Source organism: Amycolatopsis sp. cmx-8-4 (assembly GCF_046548675.1).
In the GTDB taxonomy this organism is placed as follows: domain Bacteria; phylum Actinomycetota; class Actinomycetes; order Mycobacteriales; family Pseudonocardiaceae; genus Amycolatopsis.
Genome location: NZ_JAEBDZ010000006.1, coordinates 34,599 through 60,437 on the forward strand (window position 1 = coordinate 34,599; position 25,839 = coordinate 60,437).

Here is a 25,839-nt window from a genome sequence, read left to right on the forward strand (position 1 = left end):
GTGTCACTCCTTCTTCCGCGGCGGGAAAATCCTGCCGCGGCTCAATGTACGCATCGGTAACATGCGGCACAACAGTGCGACGCAGAGCAACGTGAGCGCTACTCCGTCCGCCAGCAAAGCCGGGCCCCACGCAACGGCTTTCACGGGTGCCCCACCCGGGGTCCGGTACAGCGTCAGCCATTCCCCCGACCACACCGGCGTCGCGCCGGCGAGCAGCCGCGGGTCGACGTCGCCCGGGGTCCCGTGTTCGACGAGGATCCAGCCGACCCCGGCCGCGGTGAGCTCCTCGGCGGACGTCGCGGCGCGGACGTCGCCGATCCGCGGGTCCTCACCGGCGATCCGGTCGGCCCCGACCTGCAGGGTGTCGTCCATCAGCACCGGTTTCGGGAGCACGCGCGGCGCCGGGTCGAGCTGCGTGCGGCCGCCGTTCCACGCGAAGCCGCGGAACGTCGAGAGGGGCAACGCCAGCACGTCGCCGGGACGGTCGTCGCCACCGAGCACTTCGGACACCGCGCGCCAGTCGTCCGGGTACTGCGCGGTGCCGAGCCGGCCCCAGCCGCCCCACGCCAGGTCCGGCATGGTGAGGATCGGGAACAGCGCCGCGGCCGCGACGAGCCCGGTGCGTCCTTGCCTGGTCTGAAGTCGCGCGGCGGCGACTTCGATCGCGAGCGCGAAGCCCATCGCGAGCGGCAACGCCCACCAGGCCACCCACTTCTGGGCGTCGCGCAGCAGACCGGCGCCGGGGAGCCGTCGCGTCGCGAAGTCCAGCACGGCGTCACCGAACGGTAGCGTGGCGAGCGAGGCCAGCAGCACGCCCGCGACGCCGAGGAGGAAGAGCGCGCGGACCGGCGGGGTGCCCCAGCGCGCGGCGAGCGGTTTCAGCCCGGCCAGCGCGATCGCGACGGTGATGAGCACTAGCACGGGGATCAGCGGCATCGCGCGGCTGCCGGGCACCGTCTCGGCGTTCCAGATCCCGCCGAGGCCGAGGACGCTGAGCAGCGCCGGGCCCCAGCTTTCGGCGCGGGCGCTGAACGCCGTGACGCCGGCCGGGTCGGAGTAGGTGCCGCCGGCGTCGAGGAACGTCGGCACCAGCCAGGGCAGGTTGAGCAGCACGGCGATGCCGAGCGTCGCCGGGATCCGGCGCGACCCGGCGGCCACGATGGCGACGGCGGCGGCGAGCACCCCGCCCGGTGGCGTCAGCACGGCGGGCGCGCAGGTGAGCACGAGGCGCCACAGGGATTTCGGTTCGTGGTCGCGGGCGGCGAGGCCGGCGCGGACGATCCACGGCAGGCACGCGTACGCCACCAGCAGCGGCCAGTGCCCGATGAACAGCCGTTCCGCGAGATACGGCGTCCAGGCGTACGCGGTCGCGGCGACCAGCCGGGTGCCGGTGTGCTCGGTCGGGACGAGCTTGCCCGCGCCGTAGGCGGCGAAGAAGATCGCCAGCAGCAGCACGAGTTTCTGGACGATGTCGCCGGGCAGCACGGTGGTGACGAGCGCGACGGCGGCGTCGGCGGGCACCGACCGCGGCAGCGTGGCGCCGATCCCGAAGGCGTCCGGCACGAAGTACTGCCGCGGCGCGAACACCATGTCGTAGCTCAGGACGAACCCGCGGCCGAGCAGGGGCGCGCAGACGGCGACCGCGAGCACGGCGGAGACGGCGGGAAGGGCCAGCCGCCTGCCCGGTGCGTCCACGGCCCTTCCTTTCCGTCTTCCGCGCGGTTATCGTCGCTGCTCATTACTCGCCGGTAATGGGAGCCCGTCGTTGAGCGTAGACACCGAAGCCGTACCGGCGCGGACCGGCAGCCGGGTCGCGGCGATCCTCGTCTCGCTGGCGCTCGCGGGCAACAACGCGGGCAGCTACGTCCTGAGCCTCGCGGCGGCGCGGATCCTCGCGCCGGGCGCGTTCGGGGAGCTGAGCTCGCTGCTGGCGGTGCTGGTGATCGGCGTCGTCCCGGCGATGGGGCTGCAGACGGTGGTGGCGCTGCGCGTCGCGCGCTCACCGCAGCACACGGGGTCGCTGTTCGCGCTGGGCCTGGTGACGAGCGGGATCGTCGCGGCGGCGGCGTTGACGCTCAGCCCGTTGCTGGTGCTCCTGCTGCACCTGGGCTCGCTGGCGCCGGCGCTGCTGGTGACGGCGTCACTCGGGCCGTTGACGCTCCTGGGGCTGTTCCACGGCTTCCTGCAGGGCAGCCACCGCTTCGCGACGCTGGCCGGGCTGATCGCGCTCGAAGGCGTCGGCAAGGTCGGCGGCTCACTGGCAGGCCTGCTCGTCTCGGGTTCGACGACCGGCGCGCTGGCCGGCACGGCGATCGGGTCGCTGGCGGTGGTCACGGCGAGCTGGCAGATCTGCGGCCGCCCGCGCCCCCGCTGGGCCGACCGCCACGGCCGCGACGTCCTCCACACGGCCCAGGCGATGCTGGCGCTGGTGCTGCTGGTGAACCTGGACCTGGTCCTGGCCCGCCACACGCTTCCGGCTGCGGAGGCGGGCGAGTACGCGCTGGGCGCGATCGTCACGAAGATCGCGTACTGGCTGCCACAGGCGGTGGGCGTCCTGGTGCTCCCCCGGTTCGCTCACGGTGCTTCCCGCCGCCGTGCGTTGCCGGTGGCGCTGGGCGTGTGCGCTTCTCTGGACGCGGTCGTGGTGCTGGTGACGCTCGTCTTCGGGTCCCGGTTGCTGCCCCTGATCGGCGGAGTCCGGTATGCCGGAAGCACGATGCTACTGTGGCCGTTCGCGCTGGCGGGGTCGATGCTGGCGCTGGTGCAGATCCTGTTGTACGCGCGGCTGGCTGATGGTGACCGCCGGGTGACGGTCCTGATGTGGGCGGCGGTCGCGGTGGAGGCGGTGCTGATCCCGGCCTGGCTGCACGGATCGGCGACGCAGGTGGTGACGGTCGCGGCGTGCTGCGCGGGCGGGCTGGCGGTGGCGGGGGCGCTGGTGGAGATCCGGGCCCGTCGCGCGGGCTGAGCACGAACGGACCGTTCGTGCGTTTCGCTTTCGTTCCGGCGAAGATCGTTTCATCCTGGAGGGGTGCGAAGAGGAAACTGGGTCCGGAATCCGTTGCTTGCTGCCGACAGCCCACGGGTGATGCGCGCGGGCGACTTGGAAGCCTTGGGTGTCCCGCGGCGAACCGTCACGCGGCGGTGTGAACCGAACGGACCGTGGCAGCGCCTGCTGCCGGGGATCGTGCTGCTGGAGAACGGTGAGCCGACCGGCGAACACCGGATCCGCGCCGCACTGCTGCACGGCCGTGCGGGTGCGCTGCTGACCGGGATCCACGCGATGCACCGGCACGGGCTCCGCAGCGCTCCCGAACCGACGGATGTCCACGTGCTGGTGCCCGCGGACCGCCGCGTCGGCACCATGGCGTTCGTCCACGTCGAGCGGACAACCCGGCTCCCGAGACCGCAGTTGCTCCAGGGCGTTCCGGTGGCACCCGCCTGTCGAGCGGTCCTCGACGCGGCTCGGCGCCTTCCGGACCAGGACACTGTCACGGCGATGCTGGCCGAGGTGATCCAGCGGCGCCGCTGCACCGCACAGGCTCTCGCCGACGAACTCGCGGCGGGAAGCCGCTCAGGCCGCGTGCTGCCCATCCGCGCCTTGGGTCCGTTGCTCGGCGGCGCCCGATCGGTGGCCGAAGCCGACGCCTGGCGCCTGATCGAGCGCTCAGGACTGCCCGCATGCCAGTGGAACGTCAAGCTGTTCTCCACGAGCGGTCGCTACATCGCCACCCCGGATGCCTGGTGGGACGAAGTCGGCTTCGCCTGGGAGATCGACTCGCGCAGACACCACTCCGGGCCGGACGAGCACGCGCGAACCTTGGCGAGAAACACCCGCTACCCGACTGCGGGCGCGCTGGTCCTCCAGACCTCACCCGCACGGCTGCGAAGGAAGCCGGAGGCGGTACTCGCCGAGCTTCGAGCCGGGTACGAAGTCGCCTGCCGCCGACCTCGCCCGGACGTGTGCACCCGGTAAGCCAATGGAGGATTCCGGCCGCTCAACGGCCAGAATCCTCCATCGTCCCCGAAGCCTCCGGCGACTTGCGGGCGAACCAGTCGATGCACGTCGCCACCGTGGCCGCGGCCGCCAGGAGCAGCGCGGCCTGGGTGACCGGGCCGTACGCCCAGTCCTGGCCGTGGCCCAGTACCCGGCCCGTCACCGAGACCGCCGCGGCCACCGCCATGCCGCCGAACGCCAGGAACCTCGGCGCCCGTTCCGAGAACTGGCGCGCCAGCAGGCAAGCGATCAACAGCACCACCGGCAGCATCCCGCCCAGCGCGACCAGCAGGCCGATCAGCAGCACCGGCACCACGACCGCGCCCCCCGCCACCACCGGGTAACGGCGGCGGCGGGCCGGCCAGGCCACGCCCACCAGCACCAGCAGCACCGCCAGAGCCCCGATCAAGAGCCCCGTGCGGTAAGTGGAATCCGGGGTGAACGCAAGCGAGACCACACCCCCGGCACCCGCCGGGACGATCCAGGCCTGCTGCCAGCCGTCCACGCGGGTGCGGGTCAGCTGCTTGCCGTCCATTGTGGCCACCCAGCCCGCGTTCGCGTTCTCCGGGACGGCCAGCACCGACTCGTCGCCCGGGGCGACCGTCACCGAGCGCGACGTCGCGTCCCACGTGCCGATCTGCACCGCCCGGTGTGCGACAGGAGCGCCAGAAGAGCCGGCGGGACGCAGCCACAGGTCCTGGACCACGAACGACTCCGACCGGTCCGTGCGCAGCTCGTGACCGCCGGAGGGCAGTTCGATGCCGCCCTCCGAGTCGCGGCACATCGTCAGCGGCAGCGGGCGGTGGTCGATGATGTCCGACAGCGTGCCCGTCACCGACGTCCGGTAGTCGAGGCCGTCCAGGTGGATGTTCGGGCCCGCGCCGCACGGCACCGTGAACGCCGGGTCCGGGCCCGGCAGCAGGCCGTCCGTGCCGGACAGCTCCAGGCTGCCGACGCCGACCACCGCGCGGGCCGCCGGATCGTCGTCGTCGCCGGGGACGATGATCTGCAGCTGGTCGGTGTCAAGGGGCTCGAAGGTGCCGGACCCGCTCTCGTCCAGCGGCACCGTGCGGTTGCCCGTCCTGCCGACCAGCTCCACCTGCCGCGGCGCCTTCGCCCCGCTCGACGGCGACACCCCGATGTGCAGCCCCGAAATCCGCTTCGGCGCGGGCCAGCCCAGGGTCAACGTCGGCCGCAGGTCGGTGACGTCGGGGCGCCAGGTCGTGCCCGGGTCGCCGTCGACCGCGGCGAACCCGCTCGCCGCCGGGTCGCCGCCGAGCTGCGACGTCGACGCGACCGTCACCCCGGGCAGGGACACCGGATTCTTGCCGCCGCCCGCGGGCAGCACCGAGCCGCCGACGAGGAATGTCGCGTCCGCCGAGGTGCCGAACAACCGCCGGATGCCGTCGGGTTCCTCGCCGTCGCGGGCGGCCGTCGCGTCGCAGCGCACCGCGCCGCCCGTCGGGAGGCACGCGTACCGCGGCTGCGCGCCGCGCGTGAACGCGAACCCCGGCGCCGCGCCGGCGGGCAGGTCCGCGGGCACCTCGAGCGCGCGTTGCGGCTCGGTGCCGGGGATGGTCAGCTCCGCGATGCCGACGTTGCCGTCCTGCCGCCCGACCACCAGCGACAGCAACGTGATCCGCACCTTCGTGGTGACGCCCGCCGCGACCGGGTAGCTGTGCGCCCCGGCGCCGCGGATGACCTGCTGGTCGACCGAGCCGTTGTCGGTGGTGATCCGGACGCGGGTCGCCGGCCAGCCGACCCGCAGGTCGTCGACCATCTGCAGGTCGACGGCCGTGACCAGGCGCGGGGTGTCCAGCTCAACCTCCAGCCACTGGCCGACCGGGCCGGTGAACGACGACGACTGCCACGCCGTGCGCGGGTCGCCGTCGATCGCGGCGAACGGCTGGTGGCTCGGGTCGGAGCCGCCGAAGGCGTCGGCGAACGACGCCGCCGTCGACGCCGTCACCGAGCGGATGCCGCGGTAGGCGGCCACGGTCTGGTGCTCCTGGCCGGGGAACGGCAGCAGGTCGCCGGCCGCGCGCTCCTGCCGGAACGCCTCGCCCGCGGTGAGCGTCTGGCTGAGGTTGTCGCGCACGCCGCCGACGTTCCGTTCGGCGCGCCGCAGCCCGTCGGTCACCAGCCGCGGCCCGCTGGGCGAGCCGCCGTCGCCGGTCAGCACGGTCGGCGTCGCCGGGTCGAGCTGGCCGGAGTCGAGCAGCGGGAGCAGGTTCTCCGGGCCGCCGCTCACCGTCGGGACGTCCTTTGTGGACGTCGCGGTGGCGAGCGGCACCGGCCGCCGCACCTCGTAGATCTCGAGCGGCCCGAACGTCGCGGCCTTGCCGATGCCCGGCGACCCAGCCAGCCCCGAGCGCAGGGTGGCGATCGACGGAGCGTCGGTCCGGACCCGGTCGATGTCGTTGCGCAGCATGAGGAACCGGTAACCGGACCGGGCGAGCAGCGCGGCCAGCCCGGGGTCGCCGCGGCCGTCGGCGAGTGCGGCGTCGACGGAGTCCATCAGCCGCGTGTTTCCTTCGGACCCCAGCGGTACCTGGTTGCGCACCGCCCACGGGCTCTTCGCGATCGCCTGCGCGGGTTCGTCGACCGTGCGGCCCCAGTCGTACTCGCCGAAGCCGGTCGCCGGGAGCAGCAACGTACGCGCGTTCGGGTCGGCCTTCGCGACCCAGCTCGTCGCGTCGTACCAGTAGCCCGGCACCTCGTCCCAGCCCGGCCCGGACCGCAGGTTCAGCAGCCACGCGGGCGCGGCCATCACCAGCACCAGCAGCAGCCCCACCGCGGGCCGCAGGAACCGGCGCGCGGACTTCACCCGCACCGGGCTGGAGATGCCGTGCACGAACGCGAGCATCAGCGGCAGCCGCAGCACCGGCTCGAACTTGTGGACGTTGCGCAGCGGCGCCAGCGGCCCGTCGAGCAGGTGCCGGACCTGCTCCGCGAGCGGGCTGTCGAGCGTGCCGACGTACCCGATCGTCAGCAGCGTCAGGCCGGTGACGACGCCCAGCACCAGGAACCGCCGCTCCGGCAGGCCCCGCCGCGTCAGCCCGAACAGGCCGACGCCGGCGACGAGCCCGGTGGCGAGCATCAGCACCGGGTTGTCGATCAGCGACCAGCCGCCGGGCCACCACGGCGTGCCCTGCACGACGTAGGCGACCCACTGGTTCGTCCCGCGCAGCACCTCGAACAGCGACATCGGCGCGGTCGTGTTCGTCGCCGACTCGATGTAGTCGAGGAACGGCAGGCTGTACTCGCCGAGCAGGAGCAACGGGAGGATCCACCACAACGTCGCGCCGACGACGAACACGACCCACCAGGCCACCAGGCGGACGTGCTCCCGCGTCCACTTGCGCGTCACCAGCCACAGCCCGGGCAGGACGAGCGCCATCACGACCATCGCGCCGTTGACGCCGCCCATGCACAGCACGGCGATCGCGGACAGCCCGGCCGCGCGCCGCGGCGAGCCGGTCACCCCGGCCCGCACCAGCGGTACCAGGACCCACGGCAGCAGCACCGCGGGCAGCATCTCCGCGGACAGACCGCCGATTTCGGTCAGCATGCGCGGCGCGAGCGCGTACCCGAGCGCGCCGATCAGCCGGGTGCGCTCGGTGCCGAGCTTCATCGCGCGCGCCAGCAGCAGCGCCCCGCCGAACGCGGCCGACAGCAGCAGCGCACCCCACAGCCGTTGCGTGATCCACGCCGGCACGCCGGCCGCCTGGCCCAGCGCGAAGAACGGGCCCATGGGGAACAGGTAGCCGTACGCCTGGTTCTGCAGCTCGCCGGCGGTGGCGTCGGGGTTCCACAGGTGCAGCGCGCGGCCGAGGAACGCGAGCGGGTCGACGGCCAGGTCGAGCTTGGTGTCGAACGTCGTCTTCCCCGGCATCTGCAGGAACGACAACGTGGTCAGCGCCAGCACGATCCACGTGCTCGGCCGGCGGAGGAACGCCCCCGGCGAGAACTTCCGGGCGCGGCGCACCGGATCGGCGTCGTCCCGGGTTCGTTCGCGGGTGGCGGTTACCATCCGGTAGATACTAGGCCGAAACCTGGCTACCATGTGCCGACGATTTCCGCGGTCCCCGACTTTCCTGGGCAGGTGCGTCATCCCTTCCGAAGACACGGCGTTCGAAGATGCCTGGGCGTTGGCCGAGCCGGTCAAGGGCTGGATGACGCGCGCGCAGGGCGAAGCGCTCTGGGACGCCGCTCGCCGCTTGGAGAAGGGCGACGTGATCCTCGAGATCGGCAGCCACCAGGGCCGCTCGACGATTGTGCTGGGCGCGGCCGCGCGCACCGCCGGGGCCACGGTGATCGCGGTCGACCCGTTCGTCGACGGTCGGCTGTTCGGCGGATCGCCGACGCGGCAACTGTTCGAGCGCAACATCCGCGCGGCCGGGCTGGACGACGTCGTCGAGCTCGTCGCCGGTTACAGCACGGCACTGCGCCCTGACTGGGACCGGCCCGTACAGCTGCTTTACATCGACGGCAAGCACGACTACTGGACCTACACCGACGACCTGCGCTGGTCGGCTCACCTGCCGCCGGGTGCGGAAATCCTGGTCCACGACTGTTTTTCCTCGATCGGCGTCACGCTCGGCACGATCGCGAAAGTCCTCTTCGGACGCCGGTACACCTATCTGGACCGGGCGACGTCGCTGGCGCGCTTCCGCCTCGCGCCGCCGTCCCCGGCGGACCGGCTGCGGGTGCTCGCTCAGCTGCCGTGGTTCGTCCGCAACGTCGGGATCAAGGTCCTGCTGCGCCTGCGGCTGCGGCCGGTGGCGAAGCTGGTCGGCCACGACAGCCCGTACGACCCCTACTGACCCCGTCGTGAGTGGTTAGGGCGGTTAGAACCGCCCTAACCACTCACGACGGGCTTGCCGACCTCCACCTTGGCGAGGCACACCGGCGCGCCCGGGCTCGACAGCTGCACGCCGACGTGGTCGAACAGCCCGTCCACCGGCAGGAACATCGAGTGCAGCCCGTCCTGGAACCAGACCGGCGTGCGCTTGCCGTCGAGGTCGACGAGGCCCTCGCCGCCGTCCGAAGTGTAGTAGTCGAGCTTGAGCAGGTACCGGCCCAGCACCGCGGTGTCGAGCGGGATCCGCACGAGCGTCTCGCCGATGGTGTACCCGCAGTTCACCACCGGGCCCGGGACGCCGCGGGAAACCGGTTCCACCCCGGTGATCCGGTGTGGGGTGCCGTCCGCGTCGAGCAGGTGCATCCGGCTGGTCGGCTGGTCGAAGTGCGCGCCGGGCAGCAGGCCGACCACGCGCGAGGCGAAGGAGTCCGCGCCGAACCATTCGAACACCACGTCGGACGGCACGAAGTTGTCGTAGAAGACGAGATCCGGGTCTTCGGCTATCGCGGCCCGGACGTTGGCGACGTACTGGCCGGCGTGCTCGAACCGCATCCCCGGCGACAGCTGCAGAAATCCGACCGTGGAACTCGCGAGCAGAAGCACGCAGACGGCTAGGGCGATCGGCCGTTCCCGTTTTCCGCCGGACGGCGCAGCTTCGCCGGGTGTCAGGAACGCGAACGCTCCACAAAAGGCGGCCACGAGCGCCAGTTCGGCGAGGTAGCGCGGATCGTCACCGGCCGCCGGGCCGACCTCGCGCAGCCGCGTCAGCGCCAGCAGCGCGACGTCCACGGCGAGCAGGACCCCGAGCAGCGCCCACGCCCGCCACGCCCGGCGGCCGCCCGCGCGCACCCCGGCGATCAGCACGCCCAGCGCCGCCAGGAACACCACGACGACGACCACGAACGGCGACGGCGCCCAGGTCGCGCCCGGCCCGGGACCGGACCACGGGCCGCCCGCGAGGCCCGGGAGCAGGGTGTCGCCGAGCATCCGGCCGGTCAGGTCGGCGACGGTGCCGGCGGACATCGGCGTGCCGCCCGGGGTCACCTGGCTCGACGTCAGCGCGAGGTAGGCCACCACGAACGCCGCGAGCAGCGCGGCGTGCCCGGCCCAGTAGCGCCACCGGTCCCGGAAGGACTGTCCGAGCAGGACGGTCACGCCGGCCAGCAGCACCGGGATCACCGCGGCCTTTTCGTAGAACGCCAGCCCGAAGAGCGTCCACGCGAAGGGGCCCATCCACCAGCGCCCGCCGTCCTGGAAGTACCGGACGTGGGAGTACAGCGCGCCGGCGGTCGCCAGCACGACCGGCACGATCTGGACGCCGTAGGCCCACCACAGCGTCGGGACGAGCAGCAGCGTCGACGCCGTGAACACGGTGAACGGCACCAGGATCGCCCACCGGCGGCCGAAACACCGGACCAGCAGGCACCAGAACAGCACCGTCGCGAGCGCGCGCATGAGCAGCAGCGGCAGCACCAGCAGCGGGAAGTTCAGCGGCGCCCACGCGGTCAGGACGGCGGCGAGGAAGAACCCGCCCGGCGTCAGGTGCCCGTGGTAGTCCTGGAACAGGAACCCGAGGTCGAACGGCCCGGCGGCGGCCGCTCGGTACGTCACGACGAAGTCGTCCTGGGCGAGATTCCCGTGCAGCGCCGCCCAGGCGTGCAGCACGAACGGGACCAGGCCCGCGACGACCGCGGCGACCACCACCGCGGAGACCTTCGGGCGCACCCGCGGCTCTTCGGTCAGCTCGTCCAGCACGGAGTCCTCACTTCTTGCACGCCGGTGGTTGGCACATGAGCTTGCTCAGCGCCTGGTAGAAGACGTCGGAGATCTTGCGCGGGTCGGGCGTGGTGAAGGATTCGCCGCCGGTCGCGGCCGAAACCTGGCGCAGCTCACCGGCGTCGATGTCCGGGCCGATGCCGATCCCGATCACCGGCAGCGGTTTGCGCGGGTCCTGCAGCTTGCCGAGCTCGGCGAGCAGTCCGGGCAGCCCGATCGAGTCGCTGTCCTCGTTGCGGCCGTCGGTGAGCACGACGACGACGTTGATCCGGCCGAGTTTCCAGCTCTGCCGGGCGTTCTGGTACGCGGCGAGGATGGAGTCGTACAGCCCGGTGGCGCCGCCGGGTTTCGGCTTCACCGCCTGCAACGTCGTCAGCCCGCCCTGGGCGAGCTGGTCCGCGATGGACCGCATGGGCAGCAGTTCCTTGTAGTCGCGGTCGCCGTCGAGCTTGGTGGAGAACAGCCACAACCCGAGTTCGGTCGTCGGCTTGAACAACCCGAGACCCTGCGTCGCGGCCTCCAGCGTCAGCGCCATCCGGCTGCGGCCGGTGCCCGGGACGGTGGCGGCCATCGAGCCGGAGACGTCGAGCAGCACCTGGACGCGGGCGCTCAGGTTGGCCCCGGCCCAGGCCTGCAGCACGCCGTACATCGCCTCGGGCGTGGGCGGGCCGACCGGCCGCGGCGCGGCGCTCGTGCGGGTGTCGGGCGGGCGGTCGCCCAGGAACTGGCCCGTCGGCGTCCGGAAACCGGCGTCGGCGAACGCCTTCGTGGCCGCTTGGTCGAGCAGCAGCCGCAGGAACCGCTCGGACGCCGTCCGTGACGCCTCCGACGCGCGCGGCAGCACGACGTACGGGTAGTCGAAGCTGGGCACCCCGACGGCCGGGTACGCGGCGACGAGCTTGCGCGCCAGCACGGACTGTTCCGACGCGGGTGACGCGGTGTACGGCTCCTTCACCGCCGACAGCCGGCGGATCTCCTCGGTGAACGCGGCGGCCGGGTCGGGCGCGTTCTTCGTCAGCTGCTGCAGGCCGATCAGCGCGGCGATCCCGGCCGGGTCGCGGCCCGGGTCGGGCAGCCCGACCGGGCTGCCGGCGACGACGTCCGACCAGGACGGTGACTTCGCCGGCCAGCCCGCCTGTTTCGCGACTTCGTCGGTCAGCGCCAGGACAACGGGCGAGCTCGCCACCGACTGCCCGGTCTCCGGCAGGTTCCACGCGCCGCCGTCGCGCGCCTGCAGCAGCCAGGTGCTCGACTCCGGCACCCAGACGTCGGGCCCGTTCGCGCCGTTGGCTTCGAGGGCTGCCGCGGTGGCCGTCGACGCGCTCGCCGTGACGTCCACGGTGTAACAGTCGGCTTCCGGCACCGACCGCGCGAGCGCCGAGAGCACCGGCGCGACGTCCGGCGCGGCGGTGATGCGGACCGGGGTCGTGGTGTCACAACCCCCGCTCGCCAGACGGTTCTTCACGTAGTCCACGCCGAACCAGGCAAGCAGGGCCACGACGAGCAGCACGCTCAGGACGACGACCCGCGCGTCGAGACGCCGGGATCGCGCCGGGTGTGCGGCCATGCACGTACCTTCCGTCGTGAAGACCTTGCAGCTTGCCAGCCGGGTGACCGGGAAGCCAGTTCCGATAGCGGAAAGTCACCGTCGCCGCGTGATCCCGTGGTGAAGGAATCGTTTGCCGCGGCCGTCTCGGTGACAGAAAGGAACTGCGTAACATTCGCGCTTGACGCCCGTCCCACATGGGTAACAGCACGATGGCGGATCGCGGAGACGACTTCGCCGTCCCCGGAACCGGCGATACACCGAACGGAGACGCAATCCCGTGCGCACGATGTACGACGCGGTCACGGCCGCGAACATCCCGGCTGGCGGGCAACTCGTAGCCGGCTACATCGACAAGATCAAGCTGGAACCCTGGTCGGCCGCCGACTGGGCCCGCTTCCCCAACGCGGTCAAGGTCACGATCGTCAAGAAGGCGAGCACCGACGACGGGCACGTCCTCGACGTCGAACCCGGTGACGCCACCCCGGCCGAGGCGCCGGGCTGGGTCCGGATGCGCCGCGCGGCGGGCGCGGACCCGACGATCTACTGCAACCTCTCGACCTGGCCGTCGGTGCGCTCGGCGTTCTCGTCCGCCGGCGTCGCCGAACCGCACTACTGGATCGCGCATTACAACGGCGATCCCACCATCCCGGACGGCGCCGTCGCCAAGCAGTACCGCGGCGACGTCGCCCCGGGTTACGACGTCTCGTCCGTCGTCGACTTCTGGCCCGGAGTGGACGGCAACGGATCCGCCTCGACTGGAGTGGAGATCATGGAACGCATCACCGTCACCCCGCCGAACGCCGAGCAGAACACGGTGCGGGTCTTCCTTTCCGGCAGTCCGGGCTCGGCCGTGGTCGTCCGCCCGCGGCTGGGCGGTGACGGCTTCTCGAAGCCGATGTGGATCGGCGACATCTTCGCGTGGGGCAACGACCACAACGGCGTCGGGCACAATCCGGCCCAGCTCGGCGGCTACAACTCGAAGCTGACTTCGCACCGCCGGTACGAGCTGCCGGGCGCGGTCTGGGCCGACATCAACTACAGCTCCGCGGACCCGTTCGAGATCGACATCGTCGGCTGATTCACCACGCGGGCGGCAGGGCGCGGCACAACGCGTCGACGGCCGCGGCGTAGGCGTGTTCGGGCGGGGTCGCATACCCGACGACCAGTCCGTCCATTGTGGACATCGTGGTGGCCGGGTGCCGGAAGGCGGCCAGGCCGTCGAGCGCGAGCCCCTGCCACGTCGCGGCTTTGAGCACCGACTTCTCGGTACCCGCCGGCAAGCGCAGCACGGCGTGCAGACCGGCGGCGACGCCGGTGGGCGCGACGTGCGGCGCCTGCGCGGCGAGAGCGCCGGCCAGCAGGTCGCGCCGGCGGCGGTACCGCTGCCGCATCCGCCGGATGTGCTTGTCGTACGCGCCGGATTCGACGAATTCGGCCAGGGTGAGCTGATCCAGCACACCCGCCCAGGCCTCGCGCTCGCCCTTCACCGCCAGGACGGCGTCGACGAGGTGCTCGGGCAGCACCAGCCACCCGAGCCGCAGCGCGGGTGACAGGCTCTTGCTGACCGAGCCGGCGTAGACCACCCGCTCCGGGTCGAGGCCCTGGACCGCGCCGATCGGCTTGCGGTCGTAGCGGAACTCGCCGTCGTAGTCGTCCTCGATCACCAGCCCGCCGGTCGCGCGGGCGTGGTCGACGACGGCGGTGCGGCGGTCGTGGTGCAGCGGGCCGCCCGTCGGGAACTGGTGCGCCGGGGTGAGCAGGACCGTGCGGACGGCCGCGGTCAGCTCGTCGACGCGGGCGCCGTTTTCGTCCAGGGACAAGGGAATCGTCGCCACCGACGCCGCCGTGAAGATCGAGCGGTGGAACGCCAGGCCGTAGGACTCCACGGCGAGCGGGCCGGGCAGCACCGCGGGGAACAGCAGCCGCAGTGCGTGCGCGAACCCGGAGCAGACGACGATCCGGTCCGGTGAGGTCCGGACCCCGCGAGCGCGCGCGAGGTACCCGGCCAGCGCCTCCCGCAGCTCCGGGCGGCCGCGCGGGTCGCCGGGGCCGAACGCGTCGTGCGGGGCCACGGCCAGCGCGCGGCGCGCGGCGGCGAGCCACTCGGTACGCGGGAACGACGCCGCGTCCGGCTGTCCTTGGCGGAGGTTGTGCCGCGGTGCCGGGGTGTCCGGCGCCTTCTTCGGCGTCCGCACCGGCGTGAGGAGTTCCGCGCGGTCGGCGACCCGCGTCCCGGAGCCCTGGACGGCGGTGAGCCGGCCTTCGGCGACCAGCTCGGCGTAGGCGTCGGCGACGGTGTTGCGGGCGATGCCCAGGTCGGCGGCCAGCGAGCGGTACGGCGGCAGCCGGGTGCCCGGGGCGAGCCGCCCGGAGCGGACGGCGTCACGCAGCGCGGTGATGAGCGCGGCCCGCTTGCTCCCGGTGCCGGACAGCTCCAGGTGCAGGTCGGCGCCCAGTCGCTCGGCCAGATTGACCCATGATTCCGGCACGGAAATGCACCCTACACGGCGGTCATTCCGGTTCTAGATTTCCGGTCATGACGCACCGCACCACCTTCGGCAAGTCCGCCCCGAAGGCCTTCAAGGCCCTGATCGGCTTCGACGCCGCCGCCCGCGCCGGGCTCGACCCCGCGCTGGTCGAGCTGGTCCAGATCCGGACCGCGCAGCTCAACCGCTGCGCCTACTGCCTGCACATCCACACCTCCGACGCCCGGAAGGCGGGCGAGAGCGAGGAACGGCTGCACATGGTCGCCGTCTGGCACGAGGCCGCGAACTTCTTCAGCGAGCAGGAGCGGGCGGCGCTGGCGCTGACCGACGCCGTCACGCTCATCTCGGCCGCCGGCGTCCCCGACGACGTCTACGCCCGGGCCGCCGGCCAGTTCGGCGAGGAGGAGCTGGCCCAGCTGCTCGCGGTGATCTTCGCCGGCAACACGTGGAACCGCATCGCCATCACCACGGCGAAGGTGCCCGGCACGGACGAGCGGGCAGCCGCTTGACCAGGAAGCGCCCCAATGTGGCGTTCGGTGCGTCTGACGCACCGAACGCCACATTGGGTGCGTTGGACGCAACCAACGCCACATTGGGGCGCTTGGTCGTCAGTCCGCGAGAGCGAGCAGATCCTCCTCGACGACCGGTTCCTCGACGACGCGCTTCCGGGCCACCAGACCGCTGATCGCGACGAGCAGGCCCAGCACCGCGATGCCGGTGACCACGCTCAGCGCCGGCGTCAGCCCGGTGAGCAGGGCGGCGGGCGACGCCTCACCGCCGCCGTTGGCGGTCAGGACCGCCGTCACCACCGCGAGCCCGATCGCGCCGCCGACCTGGAGCGACGTGTTGAGCAGGCCGCCGGCCAGGCCCTGTTCGTCGTCGGAGATGCCGTTCGTGCCCTGGATGTTGAGCGACGAGAACGCCAGCATGAAGCCGATGCCGAGCAGGACCATGCTGGGCAGGACGTAGGCCGCGTAGCCCGAGTGCTCGTCGACCCGCAGGAACAGCGCGTACCCGATGACGTGCGCGACGACGCCCGCGAAGATCGTGCGCGGGGTGCCGACGCGGTCGATCAGCGGCTCGATGCGCGGCGAGCCGAACGCGACGATCAGCGCCGCCGGCAGGAAGCCGAGCGCGGTCTGCAGCGCGGACCAGCCCAGCACCCGCTGCAGGTAGAGCATCACCACGAACTGGAACCCGATGTACGCGCCGAAGAACAACGCGCCGCCGAGGTTGGCGCGGGCCAGCGGCCCGGACTTCAGGATGCCCAGGCGCAGCAACGGGTGGGCGCTGCGCTTCTCGATGAGGACGAACGCCGCCAGCAGCGCGACGGCGACGGCGAACGTGATCAGCGTGCGCGGCGAGGCCCAGCCGGCCTGCGGCGCCTCGACGACGCCGAACACCAGCAGCAGCGACCCGACGGCGCCGGTGATCGCGCCCGGGAAGTCGTAGCCACGCCCCTCTTCGGCGCGGTAGGACGGGATCAGCTTCCAGGCGGCGACGAACGCGAAGACGGCGATCGGCGCGGGCAGCAGGAACGTCCAGCGCCAGCCGACCTCGGTCAGCAGCCCGGAGAAGACCAGCCCGGCGGAGTACCCGCTGGCGCCGAAGACGGCGAAGATGCTGATCGCCTTGTTGCGGGCGGGGCCTTCCCGGAACGTCGTGGTGATGATGGACAGCGCGGCCGGCGCCGTGAACGCGGCGGCCAGGCCCTTGATGAAGCGGCTCGCGATGAGCAGCGCGCCGTCGTCGACCAGGCCGCCGAGCAGCGAGGCCAGCGCGAACACCGCGACCGCGACGAGGAAGACGCGGCGGCGGCCGAGCAGGTCGGCGGTGCGCCCGCCGAGCAGCAGCAGCCCGCCGTAACCCAGCACGTAGCCGCTGACGACCCATTGCAGCGCGGCGGTGGACAGGCCCAGGTCGGCCTGGATGGCGGGGAGGGCGACACCGACCATCGACACGTCGAGCGCGTCGAGGCCGATGACGATGGACACCGTGAGCAGGACACCCCAGAGGCGCGCGTCCCACCGGGTCGAGGTGGTGGACAGGTCCGCGGAAGAACTCATGACGGCGACAGTACATGCACACGCATCTAATGTCTAAGCATTAAATGTCATTGCATCAGATGTCAACGCGTGCTAAGTTGGTCGCCGTGAGCGACGTCGCCGAGCAAGGTCTGGTCGAAGAGTGGCACGAGCTGCTGGCCCGCTACTCGGCCGTGTTCAGCACGCTCGAGTGCCGCCTGCAGGAGAACCACGGGATCGGCGCGAACGAGTTCGAAGCCCTCGAACGGCTCGCCACCTGCGACTTCAAGTGCCGCTCGGCCGACCTCACCGGCGCGATCCACCTGAGCCAGAGCGCGACGTCCCGGCTGGTCGCCCGGCTGGAGAAGGAAGGCCTGGTGGAACGCGCCCTCTGCGACGTGGACCGCCGGGGCATCTTCGTCACGATCACCGACGCCGGCCGGGAGAAGTACCTCGCGGCGAAGGGGACGCACCGCGAGGTGCTGAACGAAATCCTGGGCTGAGCTTCTTAGCCGACCGGGCCTTCGACGGCCTTCACCTGAAGCTGCTGCTGCGCCCCGGAAGCGTTCAACACGGTCAGCGTCAGCTGGTCGCCCGGGTGGTGGGTGTCCATCACGTTCGTCAACGTCGTCGCCGAGTCGATCGCCTTGCCGTCGATGGCCGCGATGACGTCGCCCGCCGCGAGGCCCGCCTGCTGGGCCGGGCCGCGCGCGACGACGTCGCGGACCTGGGCGCCGCCGCCCTGGCCGTCCGACACCGAAACGCCGATGAACGCCGTCTTGCCGATGTGGATCTTGTCCGTCGCGGTGCCCTCGACGATCTGGTGCGCGATGTCGACGGCCTGGTTGATCGGGATCGCGAAGCCCTGGCCGCCCGCACCGCTGCGGCGGCCGTTGAGCTGGTAACCGGTGGACGCCGCGGTGTCGACGCCGATGACCTGCGCGTTCGCGTTGACCAGCGGACCACCGGAGTCGCCCGACTCGATGTTGGCCTGGACCTGGATCAGCCCGGTGAGCTGCTCGGACGACCCGCTGGACTCGTCCGACGCGGTGATCGACTGGTCCAGCGCGGTGACCGTGCCCGGCGCCGGCACCGGGTCGCCGCCGCGGCCGCCCGCGTTGCCGAGGCCGAGGATCTGGTCGCCGACCTTGACCGTCGAGGAGTCGCCGAGGGCCGCCGTCGGCAGCCCGGACGCGTCTTCGAGCTGGATCACCGCGATGTCCTCGCTGCGGTCGTAGCCCACGACGTGCGCGGTGAACGTGTCGCCGGTGCCGATGCTGGTGACCTTGATGCTGGTCGCGCCGGCGACGACGTGGTTGTTCGTCAGCACCTCGCCGTCCGGGGTCAGCACGATGCCGGTGCCCGCGGCCGCCGCGCCCTGCAGGCCCAGCTCGGTGTTGACGTTGACGATCGCCGGGTTGACCTTCGCGGCCACGGCACTGGCGTCGAGCACCGTGGCCGACGCGCTGGGCTGCCCGGAGAAGCCGAAGTCCTGGTTGCCGGACGCGGTGGGGCTGTTCGCCGAGATCAGGTGCCCGATGCCGAGCCCGGCCACCACGGCCAGCGCCACCGCGACAATGGTGACGGTCAGCGTCCGCAGCGGATGCCGCTTGCGCGGCGGCGGGTACGCGGGCGGCGGGGGCGGGTAGCCGTACCCGCCGCCGTCTTGGCCGTAAAAGCCGTGAGGGGCACCTTCAGGGCGATACGGGTCGTGAGGGGCACCTTCACGACCGTAAGAGCCGTGAGGGGCACCTTCACGACCGTAAAAGTCGTGAGGGGCACCCTCATGGCCGTAAAAGCCCTGAGGGTGCCCCTCACGGCCGTAGGACTGCTGGGGGTAAGGCTGCGGCGGGTACGGCCGGCCCCACTGGTCGCGCGGCTGGTCCCGGGGCTGGTAGTAGCCGGGCTGGTAGTAGCCCTGCGAGTACTCGCCCTGGCCCTGGCCGTAGGAATTCCGGCCGTACGGATCCTGGCCGTGGGGGTACTCGCCGCCGCCCTGCGGCCGTTGGTCGTACTCGCTCATGCCCTTGCTCCCAGCCCTCGGCACGCCTTCGCCGTTCCAGCAAACGCCGCGTTCCTGAGAATTTCCTTGTCCGGTTCCATGGAGTTGCTGTGGATGTACCCACCCGAACGCCGGGACCGGTCCCGTGTGATCGACGTTACCCTTCCGGGTATGAAGCGCACCGCCGTCCTGCTCGCGGCCGCCTTCCTGGTCGCCGGGTGCAGCGGCACGACCGCCGGGACACCGTCACCCGCCCCGCAGGCGACCTCCGCCGCGGCCGGCGAGCCGCACCGGCTGGTGTTCGACGTCTCGGGCTCGGCCGTCGTCACCACCCTGACCTGCACGATCGACGGCAAGCCGACGGAAGAGAAGAACGTGAAGCTGCCCTGGAGCCGCACGTTCAGCTTCCCGCCGCACACCGGCAGGCACGAATACCAGGTCGTCATGCAGTACGCGGACGGCTCGGTGAACGCGACGGCGAAGGTCGACGGCCTGCTCCAGACCAGCAGCAGCGGCGGCGGGGACGGCCCCGGCACCCAGTCGATGAACGGCGACTTCAGCGACTGAGCGCCGCGCGGGTCACCGCCGGATCCGGTCCATCGCCGGGTCGAACAGGGGCTCCGCCGCCACTGTCGCCGGCACGCGGCGGCCGAAGTACTCGATCTCCACGCCGCTCCCGACGTCCGCCGGCTCCGGCAGCCAGGCGTACGCGATCGGCTTCCCGATCGTGTAGCCGTAGGCGGCGCTCGTGATGTACCCCGCCGGGACGCCGTCGACGAACACCGGTTCCTTGCCCAGCACCACGGTCCGGCCGTCGTCGATCGTGAGGCACCGCAGCCGCCGCGACGGCGTCCGGTTCTCCAGGGCGGCACGCCCGAGGAACTCACCCTTGGCCGGGCGCACCGCGAAGCCGACGCCGGCCTCGTACGGGTCGTGCTCGGTGGTCATGTCGGTGCCCCACAGCCGGTAGCCCTTCTCCAGGCGCAGGCTGTTGAACGCGGCCCGCCCGCCGGCGACGACGCCGAGGGGCTGCCCGGCCGCCCACAGCGCGTCCCACAGCCGCAGGCCGTTGTCCGCGCTCGTGTAGATCTCCCAGCCGAGTTCGCCCACGTAGGACAGCCGCATCGCGACGACCGGCACCCCGGCGATCCGGGCCTTCCGCGCCCGGAAGTACTTCAGCCCGGCGTGCGAGAAGTCGTCCGGGCTCAGCGGCTGCACGAGGTCGCGGGCGAGCGGGCCCCAGACCCCGACGCAGCACGTGCCGCCGGTGATGTCGCGGACCCGCACCCCGTCCGGCTTGTGTTTGACGAAGTGGTCGACGTCGATGTTGCCGTTGATCCCGGCCTGGAACTCCTCGGGCCCGAGCCGCGCCACGGTGACGTCACTGCGCACGCCACCCGCTTCGTCCAGCATCAGCGTGTAGGTGACCGAGCCGACGGACTTGTCGAGCTGGTTGGTCGTCAGCGACTGCAGGAACTCCAGCGCGCCGGGCCCGCTGATCTCGACGCGCTTCAACGGCGTCATGTCGTACATCGCCACGGCGTTGCGCGTCTGCCAGGCCTCGGCCGCCGCGATCGGCGAGTGGAACTGCGCGGACCAGCCGTCGCGCGCGGGCGGCAGCGCGTCGTGCGGCAGCTTCTTCAGCAGCGGCGCGTTGGCCTCGAACCAGTGCGGCCGCTCCCAGCCGCCCGCCTCCAGGAACACCGCGCCCAGCTCGCGCTGCCGCACGTGGAACGGCGTCACGCGCAGGTCGCGCGGGGACAGCTTGGGCTGCAACGGGTGCAGGATGTCGTAGACCTCGACGAAGTTCTGCTGCGCCGTCTCGTGCACGTACGACGACGCGAGCTGGACCTCCTCGAAGCGGTGGACGTCGACCTCGTGCAGGTCGGTCTCCGAGCGGCCGTCGACCAGCAGCTCCGCGACGGCCTTGGCGATGCCCGCGGAGTGCGTCACCCAGACGGCTTCGGCGAGCCAGAAGCCGCGGACGTCGGCCGATTCGCCGACCAGTGACTGGCCGTCCGGGGTGAAGGAGAAGATGCCGTTGAAGCCTTCCTCGACCTTCGCATGCCGCAGCGCGGGCAGCAGCAATTGGCTCTGCTCCCACGACGGCGCGAAATCGTCCTCGGTGAAGGGCAGCATCGACGGCATGGCACTGTCTGTCACCGAAGGGTCCAATGTGGACTCTTCGACCGGCATCGGGCGGTGTGCGTAGGAGCCGATGCCGATGCGGTCGACGTGCTCGCGGAAGTACAGGTCCTGGTCCTGGTGGCGCAGGATCGGCATGCTCGCTTCGACCTCGTCGGTGTTGCGCCCGACCAGTTCGTCGATCCGCCCGGTCTTGACGTACTGGTGCGCCAGCGGCAGCAGCGGGACGTCCATGCCGACCATCGCGCCGATCTCGCGGCCCCAGAACCCGGCGCACGAAACGACGATGTCGGCCGGGAAGTCACCCTGGTCGGTCCGGACGCCGGTGACGCGCCCGCCTTCCTGCAGCACGTCGGTCACGCGCGTCGAGCCGATGAACCGGGCGCCCCGCGCGGTAGCCCGCTCGGCGAGGACTTCCACAGCTTTCGCGGCCTGCGCCAGCCCGTCGCTGGGCACGTAAAGCGCGCCGAAAACCTGCGAGCCGTCGAGCAGCGGCCACCTGCGCACACACTCGTCGGCGTCGATGAGCGAGCCCTCGACGCCCCACGAGGTCGCCCAGCCGTGCTTGCGCTTGAGGTCCTCCCAGCGCGCCGGGGTGGTCGCGACCTCCATGCCGCCGACCTGGAGGAAACAGTCCAGCTCCAGGAACTTCGAGACGGTGTACTTCGCGAACTCCGTCATGGTCTTGGACGCGTTGGTCTGAAACACCAGGCCGGGCGCGTGGGACGTCGACCCGCCGGTGCGCGGCAGCGGGCCCTGGTCGAGCACGGTGACGTCGGACCGGCCGCGGGCGGTGAGCTCGTCGGCCAGGTTCGCGCCGACGATGCCGGCGCCGATGATCACGACTTTCGGTGCGGTCATGGCGGAACTCCTATCGGAACACAACAGTGCTGTTGCCGTTGAGCAGGACGCGGCGTTCGCAGTGCCAGCGCACCGCGCGGGACAGGGCGAGCGCTTCGGCGTCGCGCCCGACGGTCACCAGCTCGCGCGGCGAGTAGGTGTGGTCGACGCGCGCGACCTCCTGCTCGATGATCGGACCCTCGTCGAGGTCGGGCGTGACGTAGTGCGCCGTCGCGCCGACGTACTTGACGCCGCGGTCGTAGGCCTGGTGGTAGGGCTTGGCGCCCTTGAACCCGGGCAGGAACGAGTGGTGGATGTTGATCGCGCGGCCTTCGAGCTTGAGGCACAGGTCGTTGGACAGCACCTGCATGTACCGCGCGAGCACGACGAGATCGGCCTGGTACTCGCCGACCAGGTCGAGCAGCCGCTGCTCGGCCTCGGGCTTGGTCTCCGGCGTCACCGGCACGTGCTCGAACGGCACGCCGGCCGCTTCGGCCATCGGCCGCAGGTCTTCGTGATTGGACACGACCGCGGCGATGTCCGCGCCGAGGGCGCCGGCACGCCAGCGGAACAGCAGGTCGTTGAGGCAGTGCCCGAACTTCGACACCATCACCAGGATCCGCGGCGGCGTCCCGTCGGAGAAGCCGAACTCCATCCCGAAGTCCCCGGCCACCACGGCGAAGTCGCGCCGCGGATCGTCCACTGTGGTCGGTTCGGGTGCGGTGAACGACGTGCGCAGGAACAGCGAGCCGCGGACGTCGTCGTCGAACTGCTGGTGCTCGACGATGTCGCAGCCCTGCCCGACGAGGAACGTCGTGACGGCGTGCACGATGCCCGAGCGCTCGGGGCAGTTGAGGGTCAAGGTGAAGGTCACGAGACGTACTTCGGACTCGCGTCGGCCAGCCAGGCCGTGAAGTAGTTCGCGAACGACTGCCGCACGAGGATCGTGAAGCCGTCTTCGGTGACCATGAGCACGATCCCGGTGCGGGCGAGCAACGTCTGCACGCAGGTCCCCGGCGGCGACACCGACGGGTCGAGGTCGATCGAGCAGCCGTGGGCGAGCACGTCCCGGGCGTGCGCCCCGGTCAGCTGCACGGTCACGCGCTGCGCCGAGACGTCGACCACCGCCAAGACGGCACTTTCACGTGAAAGTGCCGCTTCCAGCTCGGCCTGACGTCCGGGTTCGGCGAGCACGAGGTATTCGTCGGGCCCCATCCAGAGGACGTCGACGCCGTTGCCGCTGGTGAAGGTGCACGGCGCGGGCAGGTCGACGCCGAGCAGGGTGTGCCCCTCCCGGAGGCGCACGGTGAGCTGCGTGCGGAACGGTTCTTCGACCGCTTCAGCCGTCACGGCGGGCTCCTTCCTTGTCGAAGAGCACGGACTCGGTCACGGTCACCGGCACCACCTGGTCGTCGACGGGGACGTACAGCGTTTCGCCGACGCGCTCCCGGCCCGAGCGCACCAAGGCCAGCGCGAAGGTCCGTTCCAGGGCCGCGCTGTGGTAGCTGGAGGTGACGTGGCCGAGCATCCGCACCGGCGGTTCGGGCACGGTTTCGGACTCGATGATCTGCGAACCCTCAGGCAGCAGCACTGACGGATCGACGGGCAGCAGGCCGACGAGCTGCTTGCGGTCCGGCCGGTTGTTCTCGGCGCGGGCGAACGAACGCTTGCCGAGGAAGTCGACCTTCTTCTTGGAGACCGCCCAGGCCATGCCGAGGTCCTGCGGGGTGACCGTGCCGTCGGTGTCCTGGCCGATGATCGGGTAACCCTTCTCGGCGCGCAGGACGTGCATGGTTTCGGTGCCGTACGGCGTGGCACCTTCGTCCACTATGGACTCCCACAACGCGCGGCCGTACCAGGACGGGACGTTGATCTCGTAGGCCAGCTCGCCGGAGAAGCTGATCCGGCAGACCCGCGCCTTGAGCCCGGCGACTTCGGCGTCCTGCCAGGTCATGAACCCGAAGGCGTCGTTGCTGACGTCGAGGTCCGGCGCCAACCGGCCCAGGACTTCCCGGGAGCGGGGGCCGACCAGCGGGAGCGTGGCCCAGTGTTCGGTGACCGACGTCGCGAAGACGTCGAGGTGCGGCCATTCCGTCTGCAGCCACTCCTCCATCCATTCGAGGACCATGGCCGCGTTGCCGGTCGTGGTGGTGACGAGGAAGCGGTCCTCGGCGACGCGGATGACCGTGCCGTCGTCGATGACCATGCCGTCGACGCCGCACATCACGCCGTAACGGATGCGGCCGACGCGCAGGTTGCTCATCATGTTCGTGTAGAGCAGGTCGAGGAACGCGGCGGCGTCCGGGCCCTGGACGTCGATCTTGCCCAGGGTGGACCCGTCCATCACTGCGACGTCGGTGCGCGCCGCGCGGCATTCGCGCAGGACGGCGTCGTGCATCGTCTCGCCGGGTCGCGGGTAGTACCACGGCCGTTTCCACTGGCCGACGTTCTCGAACTCGGCGCCGTGCTCGACGTGCCACGGGTGGATCGTGGTGACGCGCACGGGATCGTGCAGGTCACCGCGGTGCCGTCCGGCCAGCGCGGCGAACGACACCGGCGTGTACGGCGGCCGGAACGTCGTGGGCCGCTGCGTCGACAGGTCGACACCGAGGGCCTCGGCGGTGATGCCCGCGGCGAGGAGGCCGGACGTCTTGCCCTGGTCGTGCGCGGTGCCGATGGTGGTGTAGCGCTTGATGTGTTCCAGCGAGCGCAGCCCGGCGCCGGTGGCGCGCAGGACGTCCGAGACCGTCGCGTCCCGCTGCTGGTCCACGAACCGGGTGTCTACTTCGGACTCCGGCGCGGGCACCTGCCAGAGCGTCATGGCCTCCGGCAGTCCTTCTCCCGCCGCCGCACCCACGACGCTCACGTTCGGGAGTCCGCCGGCCGGGACGTAGGCGCCCAGCCGGGGGTCGTAGCGCAGGGCACCGCGGGCCTGGCTGTAGAGGTGCACGGCCGGGTTCCAGCCGCCGGACACGAGCAGCAGGTCGCACTCGACCCGCTCCCCCTGCATCTCGCCCAGTTTCGCCACGTGGGCGGCGGTGATGTGCTCGTTGCCGCCCGTTCCGATGACGCCGTAGCCCTCGCGAGCGTCGACGATCCGCACGATCTCGGCCCCGGCCTCCGCCAGTTCGGAGGCGGCGTCGTACGCGCTGTCGTTGGTGGTGAACACCACCACCCGCCGCCCGGCCAGGACGCCGTAGCGGCTCAGGTACGTGCGCGCGGCACCGGCGAGCATGATGCCCGGGCGGTCGTTGTCCGGGAACACGATCGGCCGCTCGTGGGCACCGGTGGCGATGACGATCCGCTTCGCCCGGATCCGCCACACCCGCTGCCGCGAGATCCGTTCGGGCGCGGCGGGCTCGCCTCGGCGTTCCAGGGCCAGCACGAACCCGTCGTCGTAGACGCCGAACGCCGTGGTGCGCGAGAGGAACTGGACTCCTTCCGGAGCTTCCCCGTCGGGCTGGTCGTCGACCAGCAGCACCCGGCCTTCGGCTTCGGCCGCGGCGGCGAGGCCGGCGGGTCCGGCGCCGACGACCAGGACGTCACAGTGGACGTGCTTGGCGTCGTACCGGGCCGGGTCGGGCTCGGCGGCCAGGCGACCTTGACCGGACAGGCCGCGCGCGACCAGGCCGTCGTACAGCTCGACGGTGGTGGCCGACAGCATCGGCTCCGGGAACGGCGCTTCGATCTGGACCAGGGCGTTCGAGTCCTCGACACCCGCCGCGACGATGCCGCGCGGCCGGCCGTACTTGATGCTGGTCGCGACCTGGTGGATACCGTTGGCCAGCAGTGCGGAAGCCAAGGTGTCGCCGAGGAAACCGGTCAGCTCGCGGCCGTCGAAGGTGAACTTGAGCGGGACACCGGACAGCCGGGTCATGAGATCACCGGCCTGGGCTCGTCGAGGCGGTAGACCGCCAGGAGGTCGTGGGTGCGGGTGTCGCGGACGGCGTTGAACCAGCGGCGGCAGCCCGCGGAGTGGCTCCAGCGCTCGGCGAACGGGCCGCTCGGGTTGGCGCGGAAGAACACGAACTTCGCCCAGTCCTCATCGGACAGTGCGGCCGGGTCCTCGGGGTAGGCGACGTGGGCCTGGCCGCCGTAGTGGAACTCGGCTTCCTCGCGTGGCCCGCACCACGGGCAGGGAATCAGCTGCATCAAA

At 71.6% G+C, this 25,839-nt stretch carries 19 protein-coding genes; 7 read left to right on the forward strand and 12 right to left on the reverse strand.

Annotated elements, in window-relative coordinates; translation table 11 throughout:
* Positions 1 to 3 precede the first annotated feature (3 nt).
* On the reverse strand, positions 4 to 1,695 hold the full coding sequence (locus tag ACLJQZ_RS14150) for a hypothetical protein (protein WP_410620462.1): 1,692 nt from the start codon (positions 1,693 to 1,695) through the stop codon (positions 4 to 6).
* Between the two features lie 70 nt (positions 1,696 to 1,765).
* On the opposite strand from ACLJQZ_RS14150, the gene ACLJQZ_RS14155 reads away from it, so the two are divergent.
* Together ACLJQZ_RS14155 and ACLJQZ_RS14160 are read left to right on the forward strand one after the other, a co-directional pair.
* Complete coding sequence (locus ACLJQZ_RS14155; RefSeq protein WP_410620463.1) at positions 1,766 to 2,968, forward strand: lipopolysaccharide biosynthesis protein; 1,203 nt, start codon at positions 1,766 to 1,768, stop codon at positions 2,966 to 2,968.
* Positions 2,969 to 3,088: 120 nt separating this feature from the next.
* A complete protein-coding gene (locus ACLJQZ_RS14160; RefSeq protein WP_410620464.1) occupies positions 3,089 to 3,976 on the forward strand; it encodes a hypothetical protein in 888 nt (295 codons plus the stop codon).
* Positions 3,977 to 3,998: 22 nt separating this feature from the next.
* On the opposite strand, the gene ACLJQZ_RS14165 is transcribed toward ACLJQZ_RS14160, so the two are convergent.
* Positions 3,999 to 8,030 (reverse strand): alpha-(1->3)-arabinofuranosyltransferase, encoded by a 4,032-nt coding sequence (locus ACLJQZ_RS14165; RefSeq protein WP_410620465.1) that lies wholly within the window; start codon positions 8,028 to 8,030, stop codon positions 3,999 to 4,001.
* Between the two features lie 118 nt (positions 8,031 to 8,148).
* On the opposite strand from ACLJQZ_RS14165, the gene ACLJQZ_RS14170 reads away from it, so the two are divergent.
* Positions 8,149 to 8,823: a class I SAM-dependent methyltransferase gene (locus tag ACLJQZ_RS14170; protein WP_410620466.1), complete on the forward strand. Its 675-nt coding sequence runs from the start codon at positions 8,149 to 8,151 to the stop codon at positions 8,821 to 8,823.
* Positions 8,824 to 8,858: 35 nt separating this feature from the next.
* On the opposite strand, the gene ACLJQZ_RS14175 is transcribed toward ACLJQZ_RS14170, so the two are convergent.
* The gene (locus ACLJQZ_RS14175) at positions 8,859 to 10,616 is read right to left on the reverse strand and encodes a hypothetical protein (protein ID WP_410620467.1); all 1,758 of its coding nucleotides are present in this window, start codon (positions 10,614 to 10,616) and stop codon (positions 8,859 to 8,861) included.
* A 7-nt stretch (positions 10,617 to 10,623) separates the two neighbouring features.
* A complete protein-coding gene (locus tag ACLJQZ_RS14180; protein ID WP_410620468.1) occupies positions 10,624 to 12,204 on the reverse strand; it encodes a substrate-binding and VWA domain-containing protein in 1,581 nt (526 codons plus the stop codon).
* A 259-nt stretch (positions 12,205 to 12,463) separates the two neighbouring features.
* Here ACLJQZ_RS14180 and ACLJQZ_RS14185 point away from each other — a divergent pair, with 259 nt between their 5' ends.
* A complete protein-coding gene (locus ACLJQZ_RS14185; protein WP_410620469.1) occupies positions 12,464 to 13,264 on the forward strand; it encodes a hypothetical protein in 801 nt (266 codons plus the stop codon).
* 1 nt (position 13,265) lies between these two features.
* Here the strand turns inward: ACLJQZ_RS14185 and ACLJQZ_RS14190 are convergent, their stop codons facing one another.
* A complete protein-coding gene (locus tag ACLJQZ_RS14190) occupies positions 13,266 to 14,675 on the reverse strand; it encodes a PLP-dependent aminotransferase family protein (RefSeq protein ID WP_410620470.1) in 1,410 nt (469 codons plus the stop codon).
* A gap of 47 nt (positions 14,676 to 14,722) precedes the next feature.
* Here ACLJQZ_RS14190 and ACLJQZ_RS14195 point away from each other — a divergent pair, with 47 nt between their 5' ends.
* Positions 14,723 to 15,181 (forward strand): carboxymuconolactone decarboxylase family protein, encoded by a 459-nt coding sequence (locus ACLJQZ_RS14195; protein ID WP_410620471.1) that lies wholly within the window; start codon positions 14,723 to 14,725, stop codon positions 15,179 to 15,181.
* Between the two features lie 99 nt (positions 15,182 to 15,280).
* Here the strand turns inward: ACLJQZ_RS14195 and ACLJQZ_RS14200 are convergent, their stop codons facing one another.
* Positions 15,281 to 16,738, reverse strand: coding sequence for an MFS transporter (locus tag ACLJQZ_RS14200; protein WP_410620472.1), 1,458 nt, complete (start codon positions 16,736 to 16,738; stop codon positions 15,281 to 15,283).
* 86 nt (positions 16,739 to 16,824) lie between these two features.
* Here ACLJQZ_RS14200 and ACLJQZ_RS14205 point away from each other — a divergent pair, with 86 nt between their 5' ends.
* A complete protein-coding gene (locus ACLJQZ_RS14205; RefSeq protein ID WP_410620473.1) occupies positions 16,825 to 17,199 on the forward strand; it encodes a MarR family winged helix-turn-helix transcriptional regulator in 375 nt (124 codons plus the stop codon).
* A 5-nt stretch (positions 17,200 to 17,204) separates the two neighbouring features.
* Here ACLJQZ_RS14205 and ACLJQZ_RS14210 read toward each other — a convergent pair whose 3' ends face one another.
* A complete protein-coding gene (locus ACLJQZ_RS14210; RefSeq protein WP_410620474.1) occupies positions 17,205 to 18,719 on the reverse strand; it encodes a S1C family serine protease in 1,515 nt (504 codons plus the stop codon).
* A gap of 150 nt (positions 18,720 to 18,869) precedes the next feature.
* On the opposite strand from ACLJQZ_RS14210, the gene ACLJQZ_RS14215 reads away from it, so the two are divergent.
* Entirely contained in the window at positions 18,870 to 19,265 is a 396-nt protein-coding gene (locus ACLJQZ_RS14215) for a hypothetical protein (protein WP_410620475.1), read from the forward strand.
* A 12-nt stretch (positions 19,266 to 19,277) separates the two neighbouring features.
* On the opposite strand, the gene ACLJQZ_RS14220 is transcribed toward ACLJQZ_RS14215, so the two are convergent.
* Genes ACLJQZ_RS14220 through ACLJQZ_RS14240 form a run of 5 tightly spaced genes read right to left on the reverse strand, consistent with a single transcriptional unit; the run spans position 19,278 to position 25,835 of the window.
* Complete coding sequence (locus tag ACLJQZ_RS14220) at positions 19,278 to 21,704, reverse strand: GcvT family protein (protein ID WP_410620476.1); 2,427 nt, start codon at positions 21,702 to 21,704, stop codon at positions 19,278 to 19,280.
* A gap of 10 nt (positions 21,705 to 21,714) precedes the next feature.
* Positions 21,715 to 22,557: a formyltetrahydrofolate deformylase gene (purU, locus tag ACLJQZ_RS14225; protein ID WP_410620477.1), complete on the reverse strand. Its 843-nt coding sequence runs from the start codon at positions 22,555 to 22,557 to the stop codon at positions 21,715 to 21,717.
* The gene (locus tag ACLJQZ_RS14230; RefSeq protein WP_410620478.1) at positions 22,554 to 23,033 is read right to left on the reverse strand and encodes a sarcosine oxidase subunit gamma; all 480 of its coding nucleotides are present in this window, start codon (positions 23,031 to 23,033) and stop codon (positions 22,554 to 22,556) included. The genes purU and ACLJQZ_RS14230 overlap by 4 nt, the downstream gene beginning before the upstream one ends.
* Complete coding sequence (locus ACLJQZ_RS14235; RefSeq protein WP_410620479.1) at positions 23,023 to 25,560, reverse strand: 2Fe-2S iron-sulfur cluster-binding protein; 2,538 nt, start codon at positions 25,558 to 25,560, stop codon at positions 23,023 to 23,025. The genes ACLJQZ_RS14230 and ACLJQZ_RS14235 overlap by 11 nt, the downstream gene beginning before the upstream one ends.
* On the reverse strand, positions 25,557 to 25,835 hold the full coding sequence (locus tag ACLJQZ_RS14240; RefSeq protein ID WP_410620480.1) for a sarcosine oxidase subunit delta: 279 nt from the start codon (positions 25,833 to 25,835) through the stop codon (positions 25,557 to 25,559). The genes ACLJQZ_RS14235 and ACLJQZ_RS14240 overlap by 4 nt, the downstream gene beginning before the upstream one ends.
* Between the last annotated feature and the right edge of the window lie 4 nt (positions 25,836 to 25,839).

What these genes read in the sequence shown, in the direction of transcription:
- ACLJQZ_RS14160 (WP_410620464.1), top strand. Translation starts at nt 3,089, where the DNA reads ATGCGCGCGGGCGACTTGGAAGCCTTGGGTGTCCCGCGGCGAACCGTC.
- ACLJQZ_RS14165 (WP_410620465.1), bottom strand. Translation starts at nt 8,030, where the DNA reads ATGGTAACCGCCACCCGCGAACGAACCCGGGACGACGCCGATCCGGTG.
- ACLJQZ_RS14180 (WP_410620468.1), bottom strand. Translation starts at nt 12,204, where the DNA reads ATGGCCGCACACCCGGCGCGATCCCGGCGTCTCGACGCGCGGGTCGTC.
- ACLJQZ_RS14195 (WP_410620471.1), top strand. Translation starts at nt 14,723, where the DNA reads ATGACGCACCGCACCACCTTCGGCAAGTCCGCCCCGAAGGCCTTCAAG.
- ACLJQZ_RS14200 (WP_410620472.1), bottom strand. Translation starts at nt 16,738, where the DNA reads ATGAGTTCTTCCGCGGACCTGTCCACCACCTCGACCCGGTGGGACGCG.
- ACLJQZ_RS14210 (WP_410620474.1), bottom strand. Translation starts at nt 18,719, where the DNA reads ATGAGCGAGTACGACCAACGGCCGCAGGGCGGCGGCGAGTACCCCCAC.
- ACLJQZ_RS14215 (WP_410620475.1), top strand. Translation starts at nt 18,870, where the DNA reads ATGAAGCGCACCGCCGTCCTGCTCGCGGCCGCCTTCCTGGTCGCCGGG.
- ACLJQZ_RS14220 (WP_410620476.1), bottom strand. Translation starts at nt 21,704, where the DNA reads ATGACCGCACCGAAAGTCGTGATCATCGGCGCCGGCATCGTCGGCGCG.
- ACLJQZ_RS14235 (WP_410620479.1), bottom strand. Translation starts at nt 25,560, where the DNA reads ATGACCCGGCTGTCCGGTGTCCCGCTCAAGTTCACCTTCGACGGCCGC.
- ACLJQZ_RS14240 (WP_410620480.1), bottom strand. Translation starts at nt 25,835, where the DNA reads ATGCAGCTGATTCCCTGCCCGTGGTGCGGGCCACGCGAGGAAGCCGAG.